Raw genomic sequence first — 16,513 nt, forward strand, 5'->3', positions numbered from 1 at the left:
ATTACGTTCACATTTCATCTGCCACCCGAACGAAGAAATATTTGGTCCGCTCCGTCCATGCCGGTGAATCTTTATAAGCCCAATAGCGATTGCGGCTATTATACGTGTGTGCATTAACCAGTGGCATGCCATTAGCATCTTTGCCAATCACAACAACGTTGTGCTGATAACGGCCATCGCCGTCCCAGTCATAGCAAATCGTGTCGCCAGGCTGAAGTTCGCGCGGATCATGAACCTCATGACCGTGCAGCCCTTTGCGGCTATGCGCCAAAAAAGATTGCAAGCTATTGGCAACCGCCCAACTGAAGCTCCACAACTCTTGGTTGCCTCTTTTGCCAGCGTACCACCAGCCCAAATCCCTTTTCCCAGTATAGTCCATTGGAGCCCCGCCTGCAAAGAGGCATTGCGATACAAAGTTCGTGCAATCTACTTCAAATTCCTCGTATTTCGGGTTCGGTGTCTGCCACCACGTTTCCGCATATTGGACGGCTTTGTCACGATTATAAATGATTTTACGAGGAACGAATTCCGGGGCTCCGCTGTTGAGTATACTATGGTTGATATACGGGAGTGACGGTGCTCGGCGAAGGCCATCCACAAATTCCGCCTGCTCAGAGAAAAAGACGCTCCGCGGCTTGTTCGGAAGCGATTGTTCTCCCTGTAGGGACTCTGTGCTTCTGACTAGCCAGCGATTCGCTGCACTGTCAATGATGACTCGTTCCGACTCAATACGCTCCTCCAAATGGTCGATTGAACCAATTCGGTACTGGATAAACCGATGCAACACGATATCCGCAATAACACCATGCGCGGATTCTCTAACGCCAGTAAGGCGCAGCTTCGTTTCCCCTCGCATAAGCTTGGCATCGCGATCGCGAAAACTTTCCAAGAGTCTGCGAACCCTGACCTCCTGTTTACGTACATAGGCGCTGTCTGACAAATAAGCTTCCAAAGGTGCTGCAGAGCCTTCGAGCTCTGTCTGATTTTTCGCATGGACGTAATTGTAGAGCGCTGTTTTCCAGGACATCGGGGTTACCCTCCTAATAAAGTTTTTGCTAGGAATGTTGCGTGCGCTGTGGCTTGCTCTGTTTGAAACTTTTATTTATGGAAAGTACATTTTTGCGGCAAAATAACAGTCATCATAGGACGAGCCCGATTTGCTTTGAATTGATTCAATATATGACATTTGCATGGTAAAAATGATTGAAATAAATCTTTACTCATACACACCGAAACGCTATACTTGAGTTAGGGGATTAATGAAATTGAGTTTCACTAGATGAAACCAATGGATGAAGATATTAAAGGAGGAATTACCTATGTCCAACAAGGACACTTTTTCTGTGCGTAAGCAGTTAACTGTCGGAACAAACTCGTTCCAATATTACAGTCTTCCTGACTTTGAAAACCAAGGTCACGGTACTGTAAGCAACCTTCCAGTTTCCATTCGCGTTTTGCTTGAAGCAGCTATCCGTCAATTCGACGGCCGTGCAATTACAAGCGAACACGTTAAACAAATCGCCGGCTGGGCTGAAGGCCGCGACGAAAACAAAGAAATTCCTTTCATTCCAGCTCGTATCGTTCTTCAGGATTTCACTGGTGTACCTGTCGTCGTTGACCTTGCGGCAATGCGTGCGACAATGGCTCGTGAAGGTGGAGATCCAAAACGGATCAACCCGCTTGTTCCTGTAGACCTTGTTATTGACCACTCTGTCATGGTTGACGCTTTCGGTTCCCCGGACGCGCTTGACATGAACATTAACTTAGAATTCGAAAGAAACGAAGAGCGTTACCGTTTCCTTCGTTGGGCACAAACAGCATTCGATAACTTCCGTGCGGTTCCGCCTTCAACAGGTATCGTTCACCAAGTTAACTTGGAGTACCTTGCTTCTGTTGCAGCTACAAAAACGATCGATGGCGAAACCGTTGTTTATCCGGATTCCCTCGTAGGTACTGACTCCCATACAACGATGATTAACGGTTTGGGCGTTGTAGGTTGGGGCGTCGGCGGTATTGAAGCAGAAGCTGGTATGCTTGGACAACCACTTTACTTCGTAGCTCCAGACGTTGTTGGTTTCAAATTGACTGGTCACTTGGCAGAAGGCGCTACAGCGACTGACTTGGCTTTGACAGTTACACAAATTTTGCGTAAAAAAGGCGTTGTTGGTAAATTCGTTGAGTTCTTCGGTCCTGGTTTGAGCAACATCTCCTTGGCTGACCGCGCAACGGTTGCGAACATGGCTCCTGAGTACGGCGCAACAATCGGTTTCTTCCCAGTAGACAGCGAAACATTGAACTACTTGAGAGCAACGGGCCGTGAAGAAGATCAAATCGCGCTTGTAGAAGCTTACTACAAAGCACAAGGTATGTTCCGTACTGACTCCACACCAGATCCAGTATTCACAGATGTGCTTGAACTTGATCTTGGTTCCGTAGTACCGAGCTTGGCTGGTCCAAAACGTCCACAAGATCGTGTTGAGCTTACGAATATGAAAGAGTCCTTCAACTCCATCATCCGTACGCCAATCGACAAAGGTGGATATGGTCTGACTGAAGAGAAAATCAACGAAGTCGTTGATGTCGTCTACCCAGGCGGCGAGACTGTTAAAATGGGAACTGGTGCCGTTGTAATCGCAGCGATCACTTCCTGTACGAATACGTCCAACCCAAGCGTTATGCTAGGTGCTGGTCTTGTGGCTAAGAAAGCCGTAGCTCGCGGTTTGAGAAAACCGGCATTCGTGAAGAGCTCCTTGACGCCAGGTTCCCTGGTTGTAACTGAGTACCTCAAGAAAGCAGGCTTGCTTGAGTCCCTAGAAGCACTTGGCTTCCACGTTGCAGGTTACGGCTGTGCAACTTGTATCGGTAACTCCGGTCCGCTTCCAGATGAAGTGAGCAAAGCTGTTGCTGACAACGATATGACAGTAGCTGCCGTTATCTCCGGTAACCGTAACTTTGAAGGACGCGTTCATGCTCAAGTAAAAGCTAACTACCTTGGATCACCTCCACTTGTTGTTGCTTATGCTCTTGCAGGTACAGTTAACATTGATTTGGCTAACGATCCAATCGGATATGACCAAAGCAATCAACCTGTGTACCTCAAAGACATCTGGCCTACAAACCAGGAGATTGCGGAAGCTCTTGGCATCGCTATGAGCCCTGACATGTTCCGTGACAAATACAGCAACGTATTCCGTGCGAATGAGCGTTTCAACCAAATCGCGATTCCAGAAGGCGATCTGTACGAATTCGACACGAATTCCACATACATTCAAGAGCCTCCTTTCTTCACTGATTTGGGCACAGTTCTTGACGATATCGCTGATATCCGCAGCGCGAAAACTTTGGCACTCATGGGCGATTCCGTTACAACGGATCACATCTCCCCTGCAGGTAACATTAAAGTTGACAGCCCTGGAGGTCAGTACCTGATCAACCATGGTGTAAAAAGAGAAGATTTCAACTCCTACGGTTCCCGTCGTGGTAACCACGAAGTCATGATGCGCGGAACGTTCGCGAACATCCGTATTCGTAACCAAGTGGCACCAGGAACAGAAGGCGGCGTAACAACTTACCTGCCAACTGGCGAAGTTGAGTCCATCTACGATGCATCCATGAAATATCAAGCTGCAGGCCAAAACCTCGTTGTTATCGCGGGTAAAGAGTACGGAACTGGAAGCTCCCGTGACTGGGCAGCCAAAGGTACATTCCTACTTGGCGTAAAAGCCGTTATCGCTGAAAGCTTCGAGCGTATTCACCGCAGCAACCTGGTTGGTATGGGCGTTCTTCCTCTTCAATTCCTTGAAGGAACAAGCTGGAAAACACTTGGTATCACAGGCCGTGAAACATTTGATATCACTGGACTGAGCAATGATGTTCAACCAGGAACGACGGTTAAAGTGACAGCAACTCGTGAAGATGGTACAACTTTCGAGTTCAACGTACTTGTTCGTTTGGATAGCTTGGTTGATGTGGATTACTACCGTAATGGCGGTATTCTACAAACCGTTCTTCGCCAAATTTTGGCTGAGAAAAACTAAGATAACCATCAAGAAAGCAATACACACACACTTACGAAATCCGAGATTGCCTTATGGCATTCTCGGATTTTTTGCAATTTTGGAGGCGGCTGTATCCTTAGAGCCACAAGTGATTGACTTACATTGGTAATAACTGCGGGTTGAGACCCCCTTCCTACGCACCTATAATGGGTAACAGCGAAAGGGGAGATGAAGATGAACTCATTAAAAAGGCTCGTCCTAGTCATGCTGATCGCTTCGATTGGTCTAGGTTTTTCAGTAAGCGAATGGAGCCAACCAACTTCAGCCGCATCGGCTACTACGTTAGAGACAGGTAGTCAAAACGGTGATGTCTGGGATGCTCAGTTCCGTCTTAAAGTGTTAGGCTATTACCAACAGCCGCTAGATGGCGTGTACGGTCCAGTTACCGCCGCAGCTGTGCGTAATTTTCAATATAATTATGGCTTAACGATAGATGGAATTATTGGTGCTAACACATGGCAGAGCTTACGTAAGTATTCGGTAAATCAAGAGGATCTTGATATGCTGGCGAAAGTGATCTACAGCGAGGCACGCGGTGAATCCTATGAAGGACAAGTCGCGGTTGCAGCCGTCGTCATGAATCGTCTCAATTCAAGTGAATTTCCGAATACAATCGAAGGGATTATTTTTGATTCAGGAGCTTTTACCGCAGTGGATGACGGACAATACTGGTTGACGCCGGATAGCACAGCCTATCGAGCAGCAGAAGAGGCTGTACGAGGCTGGGATCCAACTGGCGGTGCCCTGTACTATTTCAATCCAAAAACGGCAACAAGCAAGTGGATCTGGACACGTCCGCAGACAGTTCGAATCGGCAATCATATTTTTGCCAAGTAAAATGAAAAACACCTCTCATGTGGCCGCTCCGAAACGGAGTCGCCTAATGACAGGTGTTTTTTCGCTTATCCCAGTTAAGTAGGTTCCTTGTACCAAGGATTCAAATGCACAAGGACCTCGTCCACATCGTTATGAGCTGATTTGATCTTTTGTTTAATGCCGCGAATAATATCATGACCTTCCTGAATCGTCAATGTGCCCGATACACCAAGCCGCGCGTCGATTAGTATGTAGTGTCCGTGCTCGCGTGCTCTCAAGCGGTCAATCCGCTTGATCTCGGGTACAGAACGGATTAGCGTCGCGTACTGTTCAATCTGTGTCGTACTCACACTTCGCTCCATGAGAATACCGAAAGAGTCTTGTCCCATTTCATAAGCCAATTTCAATACTAGGATCGAGACAATAATCCCCGCCACAGGGTCTCCATATGCTAGAAAACCATAGCCGAAGCGATCCCCGAGCAGCGCCAAACCAATCCCAATGGAAGCGGCAATCGATGCGTAGACATCCGCCAAATGGTCATAGGCTGTGGCGATTAATCCTTTGCTGTTCATATTCTGGCCAATCCGCATCGTGTACACGTAAAGAATTTGCTTCCAGATGAGCGAGATGACTGCTGCGATAAAAGCAATCACATGCGCCTCGCCGGCAGGCTCGAATAGGGCATGAATGGAATGATAACCAATGTATATGGCGGCTCCGGCTAAAATAATCGCGACGATAAAGGCGCCAAGCACCTCCGCTTTACCATGACCGTACGGATGGTCCACGTCAGCTGGCTTGGACGAAACGCGCATGGAGCTGTACGCGGTCGCCGTGGCAATGACATCGCCGGCATTATGGATGCCATCGGCTATGAGCACTTGGCTGTTGAATAGAAGGCCAACGATAATTTTGATGGCGGTAAGCACGATATTGCTGGCAAGACTGACCCAGATCGCCAGCATCGAGGCTGTATTCTTCATACTTGCCACTCCCCTTCCCTCTTCTAGTATGGCCTCCTAGAAGCAAAAAATCCTCTATCCAAGTACTCGGATAGAGGATTGCGGGACGATGCGCTAACGCAGCATCGTGCCCATACGCCGCGCCGCTTCCATAATGAGCGGCGCCTGCTCTTGCATCAGCTCCAGCGTAAGCCTGTTCGCTGGGCCTGATACGGCGAGGGCGGCCACAAGCCGGCCGCCGCGGTCTATAATCGGCGCGGACACGGCCGCTGCGCCGGGCTCGCGCTCTTCCACGCTCGTGGCGAAGCCAGCGAGCTTGGTGTCGCCCAGCTGCTGCAGGAACGCCTGCTGATCCAGCCCGGTCGGCCAATCGGCCGAGGCTAGAAGCTGCTGCTGCACAGCGGGCTCTGCGAAGGCGACGAGCACCTTGCTCGAGGCGCCGACGTAAAGCGGCATTCGCGCCCCTACAGGGGCTACACGGCGAATGGCGTGGTTGCTCTGCACGGCTTGGATGCGGATGCGCTCCAGGCCGTCCTGCACGTAGAGCGAGATCGTCTCGCCGAGGAGATCGCGCAGCCTTTCCATCTCCGGCAGCAGAATAATGCCGGGGTCTCCCTCTTGCGAGAGATTAGCGGACAGCTCCCATAATCGGTAGCCTAGTCTGTATTTATCTGTGGCTGCATCGCGCATAATAAAACCCTTACCTTCTAGAGAAGCAAGAAGGCGATGCACCGTACTTTTATGTAAATCCACACGACTTGCGATTTCTGTCAACGTCAGTTCGGTCGTTTCGGTAAAACAGAGCATAATATCCAAAGCACGCTCTACTGCTCGCACCGTCAGCTTATTATCTTCCATGACGAACACCACTTTCATAGTCAACTGCCTGCGGAAGCATCAAATAGTTTCACTATATGAAACCCAGTTATATCTAGTATAACCAAACTCCAACGTGGCGTAAAGGTCAAACATCTGTTTCTTGAATTGTTACAGAAAGGTTACAGAGGCTTTACATTTCCCGCACCCTCATTGACTTGTAAGCGCATTCAGAATAATATTAAGATAATAGATTACTTATCTGAAAATTTAGATAATTATTCCTTTCTCCTTATAACATCTCAGAGCAGCCCATTTGAACACACTACTTTTCTGGAGGGAGGGTACTGCGATGTCATCAACATCACTATCCCCAGGCTCACTTCAACCTACGCTCGATCAGGTCGTTACTCGTCCGCTTTTACGCAAAAAAAGGCTGGTTCTCACCATCCTAATTTCATTCCTGACCTTATGTACCTCTTTGTTGCTTGCTTTTCACGCCTATATTGCCTGGACGCTGGCGCGGCCGCATATTGATCCGCTTCACTCGGATCCCATGAGAGCCGTTGGTCTTCCCTACAGCAGCGTTACGTTCCCAAGTTTGAACGCATCCTCGAATTTAGACGGTTGGTTCATTCCCGCTCCTTCCGACAAAACCGTGATCTTCTCGCACGGCTACGGAGGCAATCGCGAAGAGTTGTGGGTCCCGCTGTATAATTTGGCCCGCGAGCTGCATTTGCAGAACTATAATGTGCTGATGTTTGATTATGGGTATGTTCACCCTGGCAACGAACACGTCATGACCGGCGGCATTCAGGAATCACAGGAGCTGCTCGGAGCGATTAACTACGTTAAGCATTTATCTGGTGGTCCTATTTATATCTGGGGCTTCTCGATGGGTGCTGGAACAGCGCTGCAAGCTGCACTCCAAAATACTACGGATATTTCAGGGATGATCCTGGACAGCACGTTCATGCTGAATCCAGATACTCTCTATCACAATATGAAGCAGGTTGTTAATGTTCCGAAATTCCCATCTCTACCGCTCGTCCGCTTATTTTTCCCACTTCTGAACGGAGTGAGCTTACATGAAGTACCTTATAAGAAGGTCACTTCGACCGCTTATTCGATGCCTATTTATTTCATTCATGGAACCGAGGACTACAAAGCTCCATATGAAATGGTAGAGGACATTTTTAAGGTGCAAAATAACGAGCAATCGAAACTTTGGATTATACCCAAAGCACAGCACGAGCTGTTATACCGCGCAGAACCCAAAAAGTATGTGCGCAGCACACTGAGCTTCCTTAATGGCCTTACAACGACAACGAAAGAAGCTGTTGCTGTAAATTGACTCTGGTATTCCCTCCTCCCTATAAAATCGACCCCTTGCGGGGTCGATATTTTTTTGCGGGAATACCAGCACTATCGGCTCACGTCTGAAGCAATGAAGCCCATTCATCCCGAGCTGGAATAGGGACCTGCATTTTGTACATCAAAATTCAAACTACTACCGTCACGCGAGTAAAATCATGCATTTTGTGCATCAAATTTAAGCATTTCAGCCCAATTCGAGTCATCTGTTCCGATTTAGATGTATGATTTACATCTTCTCTCACAAATTAACCCATCTGGCCAAGATTTCATGTACTTTTTGCAGGTATATAGACACTGCCACTTCTTCGCAACTAGTCCATCTCATAGATCGAGCCGGACTTGCTCGCAAACAGCTCTGCATACACCTTCTCCGCGTACGCATCGGTCATGCCGGATATATAGTCCGCTACGAACCGCGGCCAGCTCCAGTTGCCCATCCGGCGCTCGTAGCTATCGATCCAATCGGGTGGAATGATCCACATTCCCCTGTCTTGATCGATAAAGCTTTCCCACAGCCGCTCGACGATGATCTCGCTGCGTTTCTGAAGGCGCAATACCCGGAAATCCTTAATCAGCGTGACCCACGCCAGCTTCTTTAAGATTTCCATTGTCCGCAGAAGATTCATATCCTCCGCCCCGTCTCTCACGAGAGCAACCTTCTTCCAGCCCCGCTCAGGATCATCCAAAATATCCAAACGGCTTGCGAACGAACTCACCCAGCGGGCTTTCATCTCTCTGCGCGTACGCGACTCTTCCCGATTGCATTCGGCGAAAATCTGCTGCCACTGCTCCAGGTAATCAGTCAGCACCTTCCTGACCATTTGCTCGATATCCACTTGCTCCCAGCCGAATTTGTGCTTGTTGGGATCATTCAATATCTCCATAACCAAATGGCGGATCAATCGTTGATCCTCAAAAAATGTAGCATTCATCTGGATTTTACCAGCCCGAATGCCGTCTTCAATATCATGCGTAGAGTACGCGATATCATCGCATAGATCCATCAATTGTGCTTCTAGTGTGGAGCAGCCTTCCGGCATGTTCCATTCTCTCCGGAGCTCACGGATAATCTCCCACTCGGAGGCGTAGACCCCCTTGAGGCGGCCCTCTTCTTCCAGCAGGAAAGGATACTTATTAATACCGAGCAGTACGGCCGCGGTGAGATCCAGACCGCTTTCACTGCCTGCTCTTTTTTCAAGAAACATCAGGATGCGGAAGTTCTGGGCATTGCCCTCATATTTGAGGCCATGATCCTTCAGCAGGATGTGGTTCAACACCTCTTCCCCTTTGTGACCAAATGGCGGATGGCCGAAGTCGTGTGCAATAGACGCACACTCTACAACGGTAGGGTCAATAATGAGACCCGGATGTTCTCTTTTTTGCAGAAAAGGATTCGTCCGTTCCAGTCGTTTCGCGACTTCTCTCGCGATTTGGGCAACCTCTAGCGAATGGGTCAGCCGTGTCCGATAGTAGTCGCCTGAACCGGCTCCGAATACCTGCGATTTGCCCTGCAGCCGCCGAAAGGTCGGCGATTGGATCAGCCTTGCGTAATCCCGCTCGAATTCATCCCGTTCTTCACTCACTTTAGAGGAAGCGGCCTCTCCAGGCCGAAATTTTCGTATGTTGTTCATCAGCTTGCCCCCTCTGATACTCTTGCCAACCCCCGGCTTTATACACCTAGCAATTCGTATTCTTGCTATTATCAGTTTATGCTATGGCATGTACGCTAGTCACCGTGGGGCTATTTATTTATAAAAGAATACTATATTCCTCTATTCACCAACAAGCCATGAAGGCACATTCCCTACAAAAAAAGGGATGCTGCACAAGACAATTGTCTCCATGCACACCCCTTTTACTCGCTAATTATCGATTAATCAAAGATAAAAATTCGGAACGCAGCGTTGCATCCGTACGGAAAGAACCGCGCACTGCCGATGTGATCGTCTCGCTGCCGTACTTTTTGACACCTCTGGAGCACATGCACATATGTTCGCCCTCTACAACGACCATCACGCCGTGCGGCTTCAGCACTTCAGCGAGAATATCGGCGATTTCAGACGTTATTCTCTCCTGCACCTGCAACTTGCGGGTAATTACATCGACTAGACGAGCAAATTTGCTTAACCCCGCAACTTTACCGCTCGGTAAGTAGCCAACGTGCACTTTGCCGAAGAATGGCGCCATATGATGCTCGCATTGGCTGTAATAAATAATATCTTTAATAATCACCAATTCCTCGTGCTGCTCATCAAAGGTTACACCAAGAACGTCCCGCGGGTCCGCCTCATAGCCCGAAAATATTTCTTCATACATGCGCGTTACGCGTGCAGGTGTGTCCAGCAAGCCTTCCCGGTCCACATCTTCCCCGATCAATCGCAAAATTTCGCGCACATGCTGTTCAATCAGCTCACGATTCTCAGCTACTCTCGCATTTTTGTATTCGACTGATGCCAACTACTCCACTCTCCTCATTCATATCCTTTAGCCCATGCAGACTGTCAAAACCTTGATCCCGTCTCTCATAGCTCTACTGTCTTTATGTGCTTTGGTTAACAGCATCCCGCCCTGCCAAAGCGAAACGATAGGTGCAGCCAGCTCGACTGGGGTTAGCCCCTGCAGCGATAGCTCTCCTTGTTTCCGCCCTTCTTTCAGACAAGCCTCAATCTCTGTCTCCATCTCACTGAAAAAGCGGCTTAACGGCTTACGCAGCTCCTCTGAGGAGTCGCTAAGCTCTAACGCCAAGTTCCCGAAGAAACATCCCTTACGACACTCGTTCTCATCGCAGAAGCTTAACATGCGTTCAAACAATTCCAGCACGCGCTGCTTTGGCGATAGTTTAGTATTGCCCAGACTTGGCTCTAACACAGATTGCCGCATTTCATTGACCTTGCGCTCAATTACCTTCAAGCCCAGTTCTTCTTTGCTTTTAAAATGATAGTAAAAATTGCTTTTACATACCCCGCTGCTCGACAAAATGTCCTCTAGTCCCGTTCCTTGGTAGCCATGATCATGAAATAGATCCATCGCAGCTTCCAGAATGCGGTCTTTGTTGCTTGCCATCGACTAGCCACCTCTGAATCGTACTGGTATGTCCTAATTTTTACAAAACTTGACGATAATACGAAGGGCTCCTGCTCTCAGCCGATTGTTACGGTTAGATAGCAAAGCCCTTTGAAGGGGTACTCGCACCCCGTATTATTTCCACTTTTGGTTTTTCATCATTTGCTGCGCTTTGTTTAACTGCTGCTTATTCATGTTGTAGCCCATTTGCTTCGCCATTTTGGCTAGCATCTCGGGATTATTTTGCATAGATTCCAACTGCCTTTTCAAGTAAAACACACCGATAAAAAATCCCCCGACTAAGCCCACAATCAAAGTGAGAATAGGAATAAGATAACTCCACATAACGTTGCCCCCTGCAAGTGTTAATTGGTTACATTGCTTGCCTTATCATACCATTTCTACTTATCGCTTTACAAATGACTTGGCCATAAATTACAGAACTTGTTCAATAAAAACCGTCGTATGTTTGGCCAAATCAATTTCCTTAATATCCAGTTCTCTGTCCATCTGATCCTGCTTGACGATTCTGATGATCGGACGGCTCGGCAATCCGCGATGCTGACCAACGACGACCCCTGTCTCCCGATTCGATAGACGAACCGAAGCCCCAGTCGGATAGATGGAAATGATTTTCAGAAATTGAATCAACACATCGCGATCTAGCTTCGTCCCAGCCAGCGCCATCATATGCTCGCATGCCTCATAGGGCAGCATTCGGCGTCCCAAGGAAGTATCGAAGAGCAAGTTATCATACATGTTCGCAACAGCTGTAATTTTGGCATAAATATGTATTTCGTCGCTGGTTAAGCCTCTTGGAATGCCCTGGCCATTTAATTCTTCATGATGTTGGAAGGCGACATGGGCAATAAGCAAGCTGAATTCACGTTTGTTTTTCAAAAGCTCAAATCCGCGCCACGTATGGTGCTTCCTGCTGTCAGAAGATTCATCGTCATAGGTAAGCTCAACTTTCCCTACATCATGCAGAAGTGCGCCAATAGCAAGCTCTTTCAGCTGACTGTCATTAAACCCCATATTAATTCCTACGAGCACTGCCATCATACAGACGTTGGTAGCATGGACGTACATCTCGTTATCCTTGGTCCGAATGTCGGTCAGTTGGACGAGCACATCCCGATTTTTCATGACCTCATCGAGCAAAGTATTGATTGAAATGCTCATAGCGCGAGAGTTAAATTCCTTGCCGGATTGGAGCGCCGCGAAGGTTTGTCCCATTTGCTGCATAACGATACGTTTCGTTTCTTCTGAAATAATTTCGGGAATTTCCACATCTTGCAGGTTCGGATCCTTGATATAGATCATCGTAACACCGATTCGATTGAGCGTATTGATCATGAAAACCGTTAACTGCACGCCTTCTGAAAGCAAAATCGAACCATTGCTGGCAAATATCGTGCGACCTAAATATTGACCCGACTCAACGGAATCCAAATGTACATATTTCATAGGATCACTCCACGGTTAGTTATAGTTTGGATTCATATTCGGTCGTTCCATGCGATCATATGCGTTCTATGCGTTGCGTTCTATGCGTTCTGTGCGTTCTAAATCGAGCAAATGTATTTTCATGTCCAGTCCCCCGGCATACCCCACCAGGTCGCCGCTTACGCCAATAATGCGATGACATGGGATGATCACTGGAATCGGATTTTTATTATTCGCGCCGCCTACCGCTCTAACTACTTTGGGTGATTGAATCGCCTCAGCAATGTGCTTATAGGAAGCTGTTTCTCCGTATGGGACGGCAAGCAGTGCGGTCCACACTTTTTTCTGAAAATCCGTCCCCTGCAAATCCAGCTCTCCATCAAAACTTAACCTTTCGCCTATAAAATACTCCTCCAGCTGCTGCACGGTTGGCGCAAGGCTTGCTGCATCTTCTTGGAGCTCCGTCCCCTTGCCAAACCAACGGGAAATCCACTCTTGCAGGTCCTCTTGATTCTGAGCCAAGGTGCCGAAGGCGACACGGCACAGTCCTTTCGAGCTTGCAATGAGAACTAGCGCACCTATGGGTGTAGCAACTTCCGTATAAGACAGGAGGTTCGTAGCGGTCTGCTGATCGTGTGTCATGTCGGACTCTTCTCCCTTGTGATGACTGTCATCGCCTTCTCAATATCTAGCTGCACAGCTGGCTCCTGCTCGGCCTCCTGGGCTTTGTCCAGGGCAGCAGCGGCATCTTCGCCGCCTATGCGCCCGAGCGCCCACGCAGCCGTTGCCCTAATCTCAGGCCGCGGATCCTGTAGCAGCAGCTCAGTAAGGACAGGCACAGCCGAGCTGTCCTTGAAATTCCCCAGTGCGATGATCGCATTGCGCTGAATAGGCTTTTTGCCCCGCCAGGACGCCGCGATGCGTCCGTATTGCTCTTTGAAATCCTTGTTCGACATGGTGAGCAAGGGAATCAGAAGCGGCTTGACCTTCTCAGGGTCAGGCTCGAACTCCGGATGATGCGTCCAGTTCATCCCCTTGTTCTTCGGGCAGACGATCTGGCAGGTATCACAGCCATAGAGCCGGTTGCCGATCTTGAGCTTGTACTCATCAGCGATATATCCCTTCGTTTGGGTGATGAAGGAGATGCAGCGCGATGAGTTCAGTTGTCCCGGGCCAACGAGCGCTCCAGTAGGACAGGCGTCGATACAGATCGTGCAGTCGCCGCATTGATCCATCATCGGTGTATCAGGTCCAAACGGAATATTCGTGATAATTTCACCCAAATAGACCCATGAGCCCCATTCCGGCGTAATGACGGCGCAGTTTTTGGCGGACCAGCCGATGCCGGCCCGCTCCGCGACAGCCCGGTCGACCAGCACGCCGGTGTCGACCATGCTTTGCAATCGCGCGTCAGGCATGCGCTCCGCGATGAAAGCCTCCAGCTTCGCGAGTCGGTCGCGAAGCACATCATGGTAGTCGCTCCCCCAGGAGGAGCGCGAAATGATCCCCCGATACGCCCCTGGCTCGGATCGGGGCGGGTTAGCCAGCTTCGACGGGTATGCCACCGCGATGGAGATGATCGACCGCGGCACGTCGAAACTCAGCTCGGGATGTACCCGCTTCTCGATATCCGGCTCCTCGAAGCCGGATTCAAACCCCTTCTCGCGGTGACGGAGAAGGATGTCTTTCAGTTCTGTGAACGGCTCTGCTGACGTGAAGCCGATCTTATCTATACCGAGGGACGGCGCGGCTTCCACGATCTCTTGCTGTAGTTTTCTGACATCTGTCTCTGACGCTGCGACGATGGAAACCGCCAAAACACCTTCACCTCTTTTAGGTTCGTTTCTATGTTAAAGCTTAGCGGCCATGGCGAATGGCCACAGCACATACTCGGCCCGGCCTTGAATCAGGCTGGCCGGAACTTCCCCGAATCTGCGGCTGTCTGCACTCGCTGCCGCATGGCGGTTATCGCCCATCACGAAGACGCGGCCCTCCCCGATGTGCACCGGGCCGAAATCGCCGTCCTCGATGGGCGAATCCGTATACGGCTCGTCGACCTTCGCGCCGTTCACATACAAAGCGCCGCCTCGGCCTTGCACCTCGTCGCCTCCAACGGCTACCACCCTTTTCACTAAGAAAGGGTGCTGAGTAAAGGCGTACTCCTCCGTCTCCTTCAGGATGACGATTTCACCCCGTTGCGGCGATTTAAAGTAGGTAATCGCCTTGTTCACAAACAGCCATTCTCCTTCTTGCAGCGTCGGATCCATCGAATGTCCCCGAACCGTGGACAGATTAAATCCAAACTGATGCACAAGAATAACGACAAGAAGAGCTACAAGGATGGATTTGGTCCAATCCCACAGCTCATGGGTGAGGCTCCTTACCTCTGCCTGTTTGACATTCCTGGGCTGTGAAGCTGCTTGATTCGATTCATTGCGGCCTACAAAGAAGCTCATTTATGCTCCTCCGTTCCAATGCTTTTCCCACTGCTCGTAATAATGCATCACCAAGTCATCTTGAAATGGCGGGTTATCCGTACTTGCCAATTCCAAAATGGCGGCAAGTCCATCCTTCACTTTTGACTCAACAAGTGTTGAATAGTGATAATTCAGTTTATGACGTTCATATTCATCTTGATCTACGATATGCACGGAACGATCCGGCATTCGAATCACATCAAGGTCGTAGTCGATATAAGTCAGCACTTGGCCAGTCACATACATGGGAGACGCCACATTGCAGTAATATCTCACTCCTGTATCTTCAATAAGAGCAACAATATTAAACCATTGCTTGGGAAGGAAAAAAGAAACGCCCGGAATACGGCTGACCCATTCCTTACCGTCAGCTTCCTGAATCTTCGTCTGGCTGTTAATGAACACCATCATGTCTAGCTGGAGATGGTCGGCATGCAGGACGTGCGGCGGCACTCGCCAATTCGTGAGCCACATCCGATGTAAGTGTCCGTCATGCTTGAAGCTTTTTATCACATACGGCGCGAAATTATCCATGTCTCAAAGCTCCTCTATTGATAGCTGCCGATAAGTTCCCCTATTATATAGAAAAGCATATCTGACCCCCAAATGCAATGGCGGCACAGATATGCTTCCCTAGATTCAAATCTATTCGATTTCACTCACGTCACTTCGTGGCTACACGCTGACTTTCTTTACAATGCTCAAGCGGTGCGCCGCACGGGAAAAATCAGATGTACTATAACCTGCTGACTCATACACAGGGAGTACGACTTCATTATGGACGTCCACCGTTACCATAATTTTGTTCACGTTCCGTTGGAGGAACCTCATTTTCATTGCTTCGATCAAAGCTTTTCCGATACCTTTACGCTGATACTCTGTGGCAACTGCAATTCGATAGTAATAGCCATTGTTGTTATCGATGGTGCCAATAATCATGCCCACGATTTCTGATTCTTCTTGTGCAACCAGCACAAGCTCCGTATCCCAAGAAAGTTGACGAGCAAATGCTTCCATCGTTTCCTCATAGCAGGTTTCCGACAAAACATCCTGTAAAAGTGATGTCACCGAAGACGTATCACCAAGCTGAAATGAACGAACATGCATACGGTTCTCTCCCAATCCCCTATTCATTTGTTAGGATTAATTTTATGGTAATTTAGTAAATACGACAAAAAAGGACGGAATCCTGCTGAAAATGTGTTAAAATTCACAAAAATCTTTGTTTTTTTCTAAAAACCTCGTGAAAGCGCTTAAATGCAAGCGTTTTCAACAAATTGCGCGCGATTCGTCCACTTATCCCCTGGCTTGACGGGGATTGGAGATCGACCTGATGTGGGATTACCTGCATATTTGGATTGGAAACATCATTCGATGGAACGTGGAACACTGCGGAGGCATCTGCAACGATGAGAAACATCGTTCGGCATCCCCCGTGATACATTGAAGGCATCTCTAACGATGTAAATCATCCTTGCAGACCGCGTACGGCGCG

At 48.8% G+C, this 16,513-nt stretch carries 16 protein-coding genes; 3 read left to right on the top strand and 13 right to left on the bottom strand.

Annotated features, from left to right (window positions below; genetic code table 11):
- Nucleotides 1–7: 7 nt before the first annotated feature.
- Complete coding sequence (locus AC58VC_RS28875) at nt 8–1,027, bottom strand: amidase domain-containing protein (RefSeq protein WP_497373890.1); 1,020 nt, start codon at nt 1,025–1,027, stop codon at nt 8–10.
- Between the two features lie 292 nt (nt 1,028–1,319).
- On the opposite strand from AC58VC_RS28875, the gene acnA reads away from it, so the two are divergent.
- Together acnA and sleB are read left to right on the top strand one after the other, a co-directional pair.
- A complete protein-coding gene (gene acnA / locus AC58VC_RS28880; RefSeq protein ID WP_497373892.1) occupies nt 1,320–4,037 on the top strand; it encodes an aconitate hydratase AcnA in 2,718 nt (905 codons plus the stop codon).
- 225 nt (nt 4,038–4,262) lie between these two features.
- A complete protein-coding gene (gene sleB / locus AC58VC_RS28885; RefSeq protein WP_497374322.1) occupies nt 4,263–4,895 on the top strand; it encodes a spore cortex-lytic enzyme in 633 nt (210 codons plus the stop codon).
- 74 nt (nt 4,896–4,969) lie between these two features.
- On the opposite strand, the gene AC58VC_RS28890 is transcribed toward sleB, so the two are convergent.
- Together AC58VC_RS28890 and AC58VC_RS28895 are read right to left on the bottom strand one after the other, a co-directional pair.
- Nucleotides 4,970–5,860, bottom strand: coding sequence for a cation diffusion facilitator family transporter (locus AC58VC_RS28890; RefSeq protein ID WP_497373894.1), 891 nt, complete (start codon nt 5,858–5,860; stop codon nt 4,970–4,972).
- Between the two features lie 93 nt (nt 5,861–5,953).
- Nucleotides 5,954–6,697, bottom strand: a complete 744-nt coding sequence (locus AC58VC_RS28895) for an IclR family transcriptional regulator (protein WP_497374324.1) — start codon at nt 6,695–6,697, stop codon at nt 5,954–5,956.
- Nucleotides 6,698–7,007: 310 nt separating this feature from the next.
- Between AC58VC_RS28895 and AC58VC_RS28900 the strand changes: the two genes are divergently transcribed.
- Nucleotides 7,008–8,009: an alpha/beta hydrolase gene (locus AC58VC_RS28900; protein WP_497373896.1), complete on the top strand. Its 1,002-nt coding sequence runs from the start codon at nt 7,008–7,010 to the stop codon at nt 8,007–8,009.
- Between the two features lie 334 nt (nt 8,010–8,343).
- Here the strand turns inward: AC58VC_RS28900 and AC58VC_RS28905 are convergent, their stop codons facing one another.
- The 10 genes from AC58VC_RS28905 to AC58VC_RS28950 all read right to left on the bottom strand — a co-directional run bounded on the left by AC58VC_RS28905 (nt 8,344) and on the right by AC58VC_RS28950 (nt 16,125).
- Nucleotides 8,344–9,663, bottom strand: coding sequence for a deoxyguanosinetriphosphate triphosphohydrolase family protein (locus AC58VC_RS28905; RefSeq protein WP_477498485.1), 1,320 nt, complete (start codon nt 9,661–9,663; stop codon nt 8,344–8,346).
- A gap of 235 nt (nt 9,664–9,898) precedes the next feature.
- Nucleotides 9,899–10,489, bottom strand: a complete 591-nt coding sequence (gene folE, locus AC58VC_RS28910) for a GTP cyclohydrolase I FolE (protein WP_145668982.1) — start codon at nt 10,487–10,489, stop codon at nt 9,899–9,901.
- 27 nt (nt 10,490–10,516) lie between these two features.
- Complete coding sequence (locus AC58VC_RS28915) at nt 10,517–11,095, bottom strand: TetR/AcrR family transcriptional regulator (RefSeq protein WP_497373899.1); 579 nt, start codon at nt 11,093–11,095, stop codon at nt 10,517–10,519.
- 135 nt (nt 11,096–11,230) lie between these two features.
- On the bottom strand, nt 11,231–11,440 hold the full coding sequence (locus AC58VC_RS28920) for a YneF family protein (RefSeq protein ID WP_047687552.1): 210 nt from the start codon (nt 11,438–11,440) through the stop codon (nt 11,231–11,233).
- A 90-nt stretch (nt 11,441–11,530) separates the two neighbouring features.
- The gene (locus AC58VC_RS28925) at nt 11,531–12,562 is read right to left on the bottom strand and encodes an HD-GYP domain-containing protein (protein WP_497373901.1); all 1,032 of its coding nucleotides are present in this window, start codon (nt 12,560–12,562) and stop codon (nt 11,531–11,533) included.
- 66 nt (nt 12,563–12,628) lie between these two features.
- On the bottom strand, nt 12,629–13,183 hold the full coding sequence (locus AC58VC_RS28930) for a methylated-DNA--[protein]-cysteine S-methyltransferase (protein ID WP_497373903.1): 555 nt from the start codon (nt 13,181–13,183) through the stop codon (nt 12,629–12,631).
- Nucleotides 13,180–14,358, bottom strand: coding sequence for a tRNA epoxyqueuosine(34) reductase QueG (gene queG / locus AC58VC_RS28935; RefSeq protein WP_497373905.1), 1,179 nt, complete (start codon nt 14,356–14,358; stop codon nt 13,180–13,182). Before queG ends, AC58VC_RS28930 begins: the two co-directional genes overlap by 4 nt.
- A 33-nt stretch (nt 14,359–14,391) precedes the next feature.
- On the bottom strand, nt 14,392–14,997 hold the full coding sequence (gene lepB, locus AC58VC_RS28940; protein ID WP_497373907.1) for a signal peptidase I: 606 nt from the start codon (nt 14,995–14,997) through the stop codon (nt 14,392–14,394).
- Complete coding sequence (locus tag AC58VC_RS28945) at nt 14,998–15,552, bottom strand: DUF402 domain-containing protein (RefSeq protein ID WP_497373909.1); 555 nt, start codon at nt 15,550–15,552, stop codon at nt 14,998–15,000.
- A 141-nt stretch (nt 15,553–15,693) separates the two neighbouring features.
- Nucleotides 15,694–16,125 (bottom strand): GNAT family N-acetyltransferase, encoded by a 432-nt coding sequence (locus tag AC58VC_RS28950; RefSeq protein ID WP_497373911.1) that lies wholly within the window; start codon nt 16,123–16,125, stop codon nt 15,694–15,696.
- Nucleotides 16,126–16,513 lie beyond the last annotated feature (388 nt).

The organism is Paenibacillus sp. J22R67 (assembly GCF_059692175.1).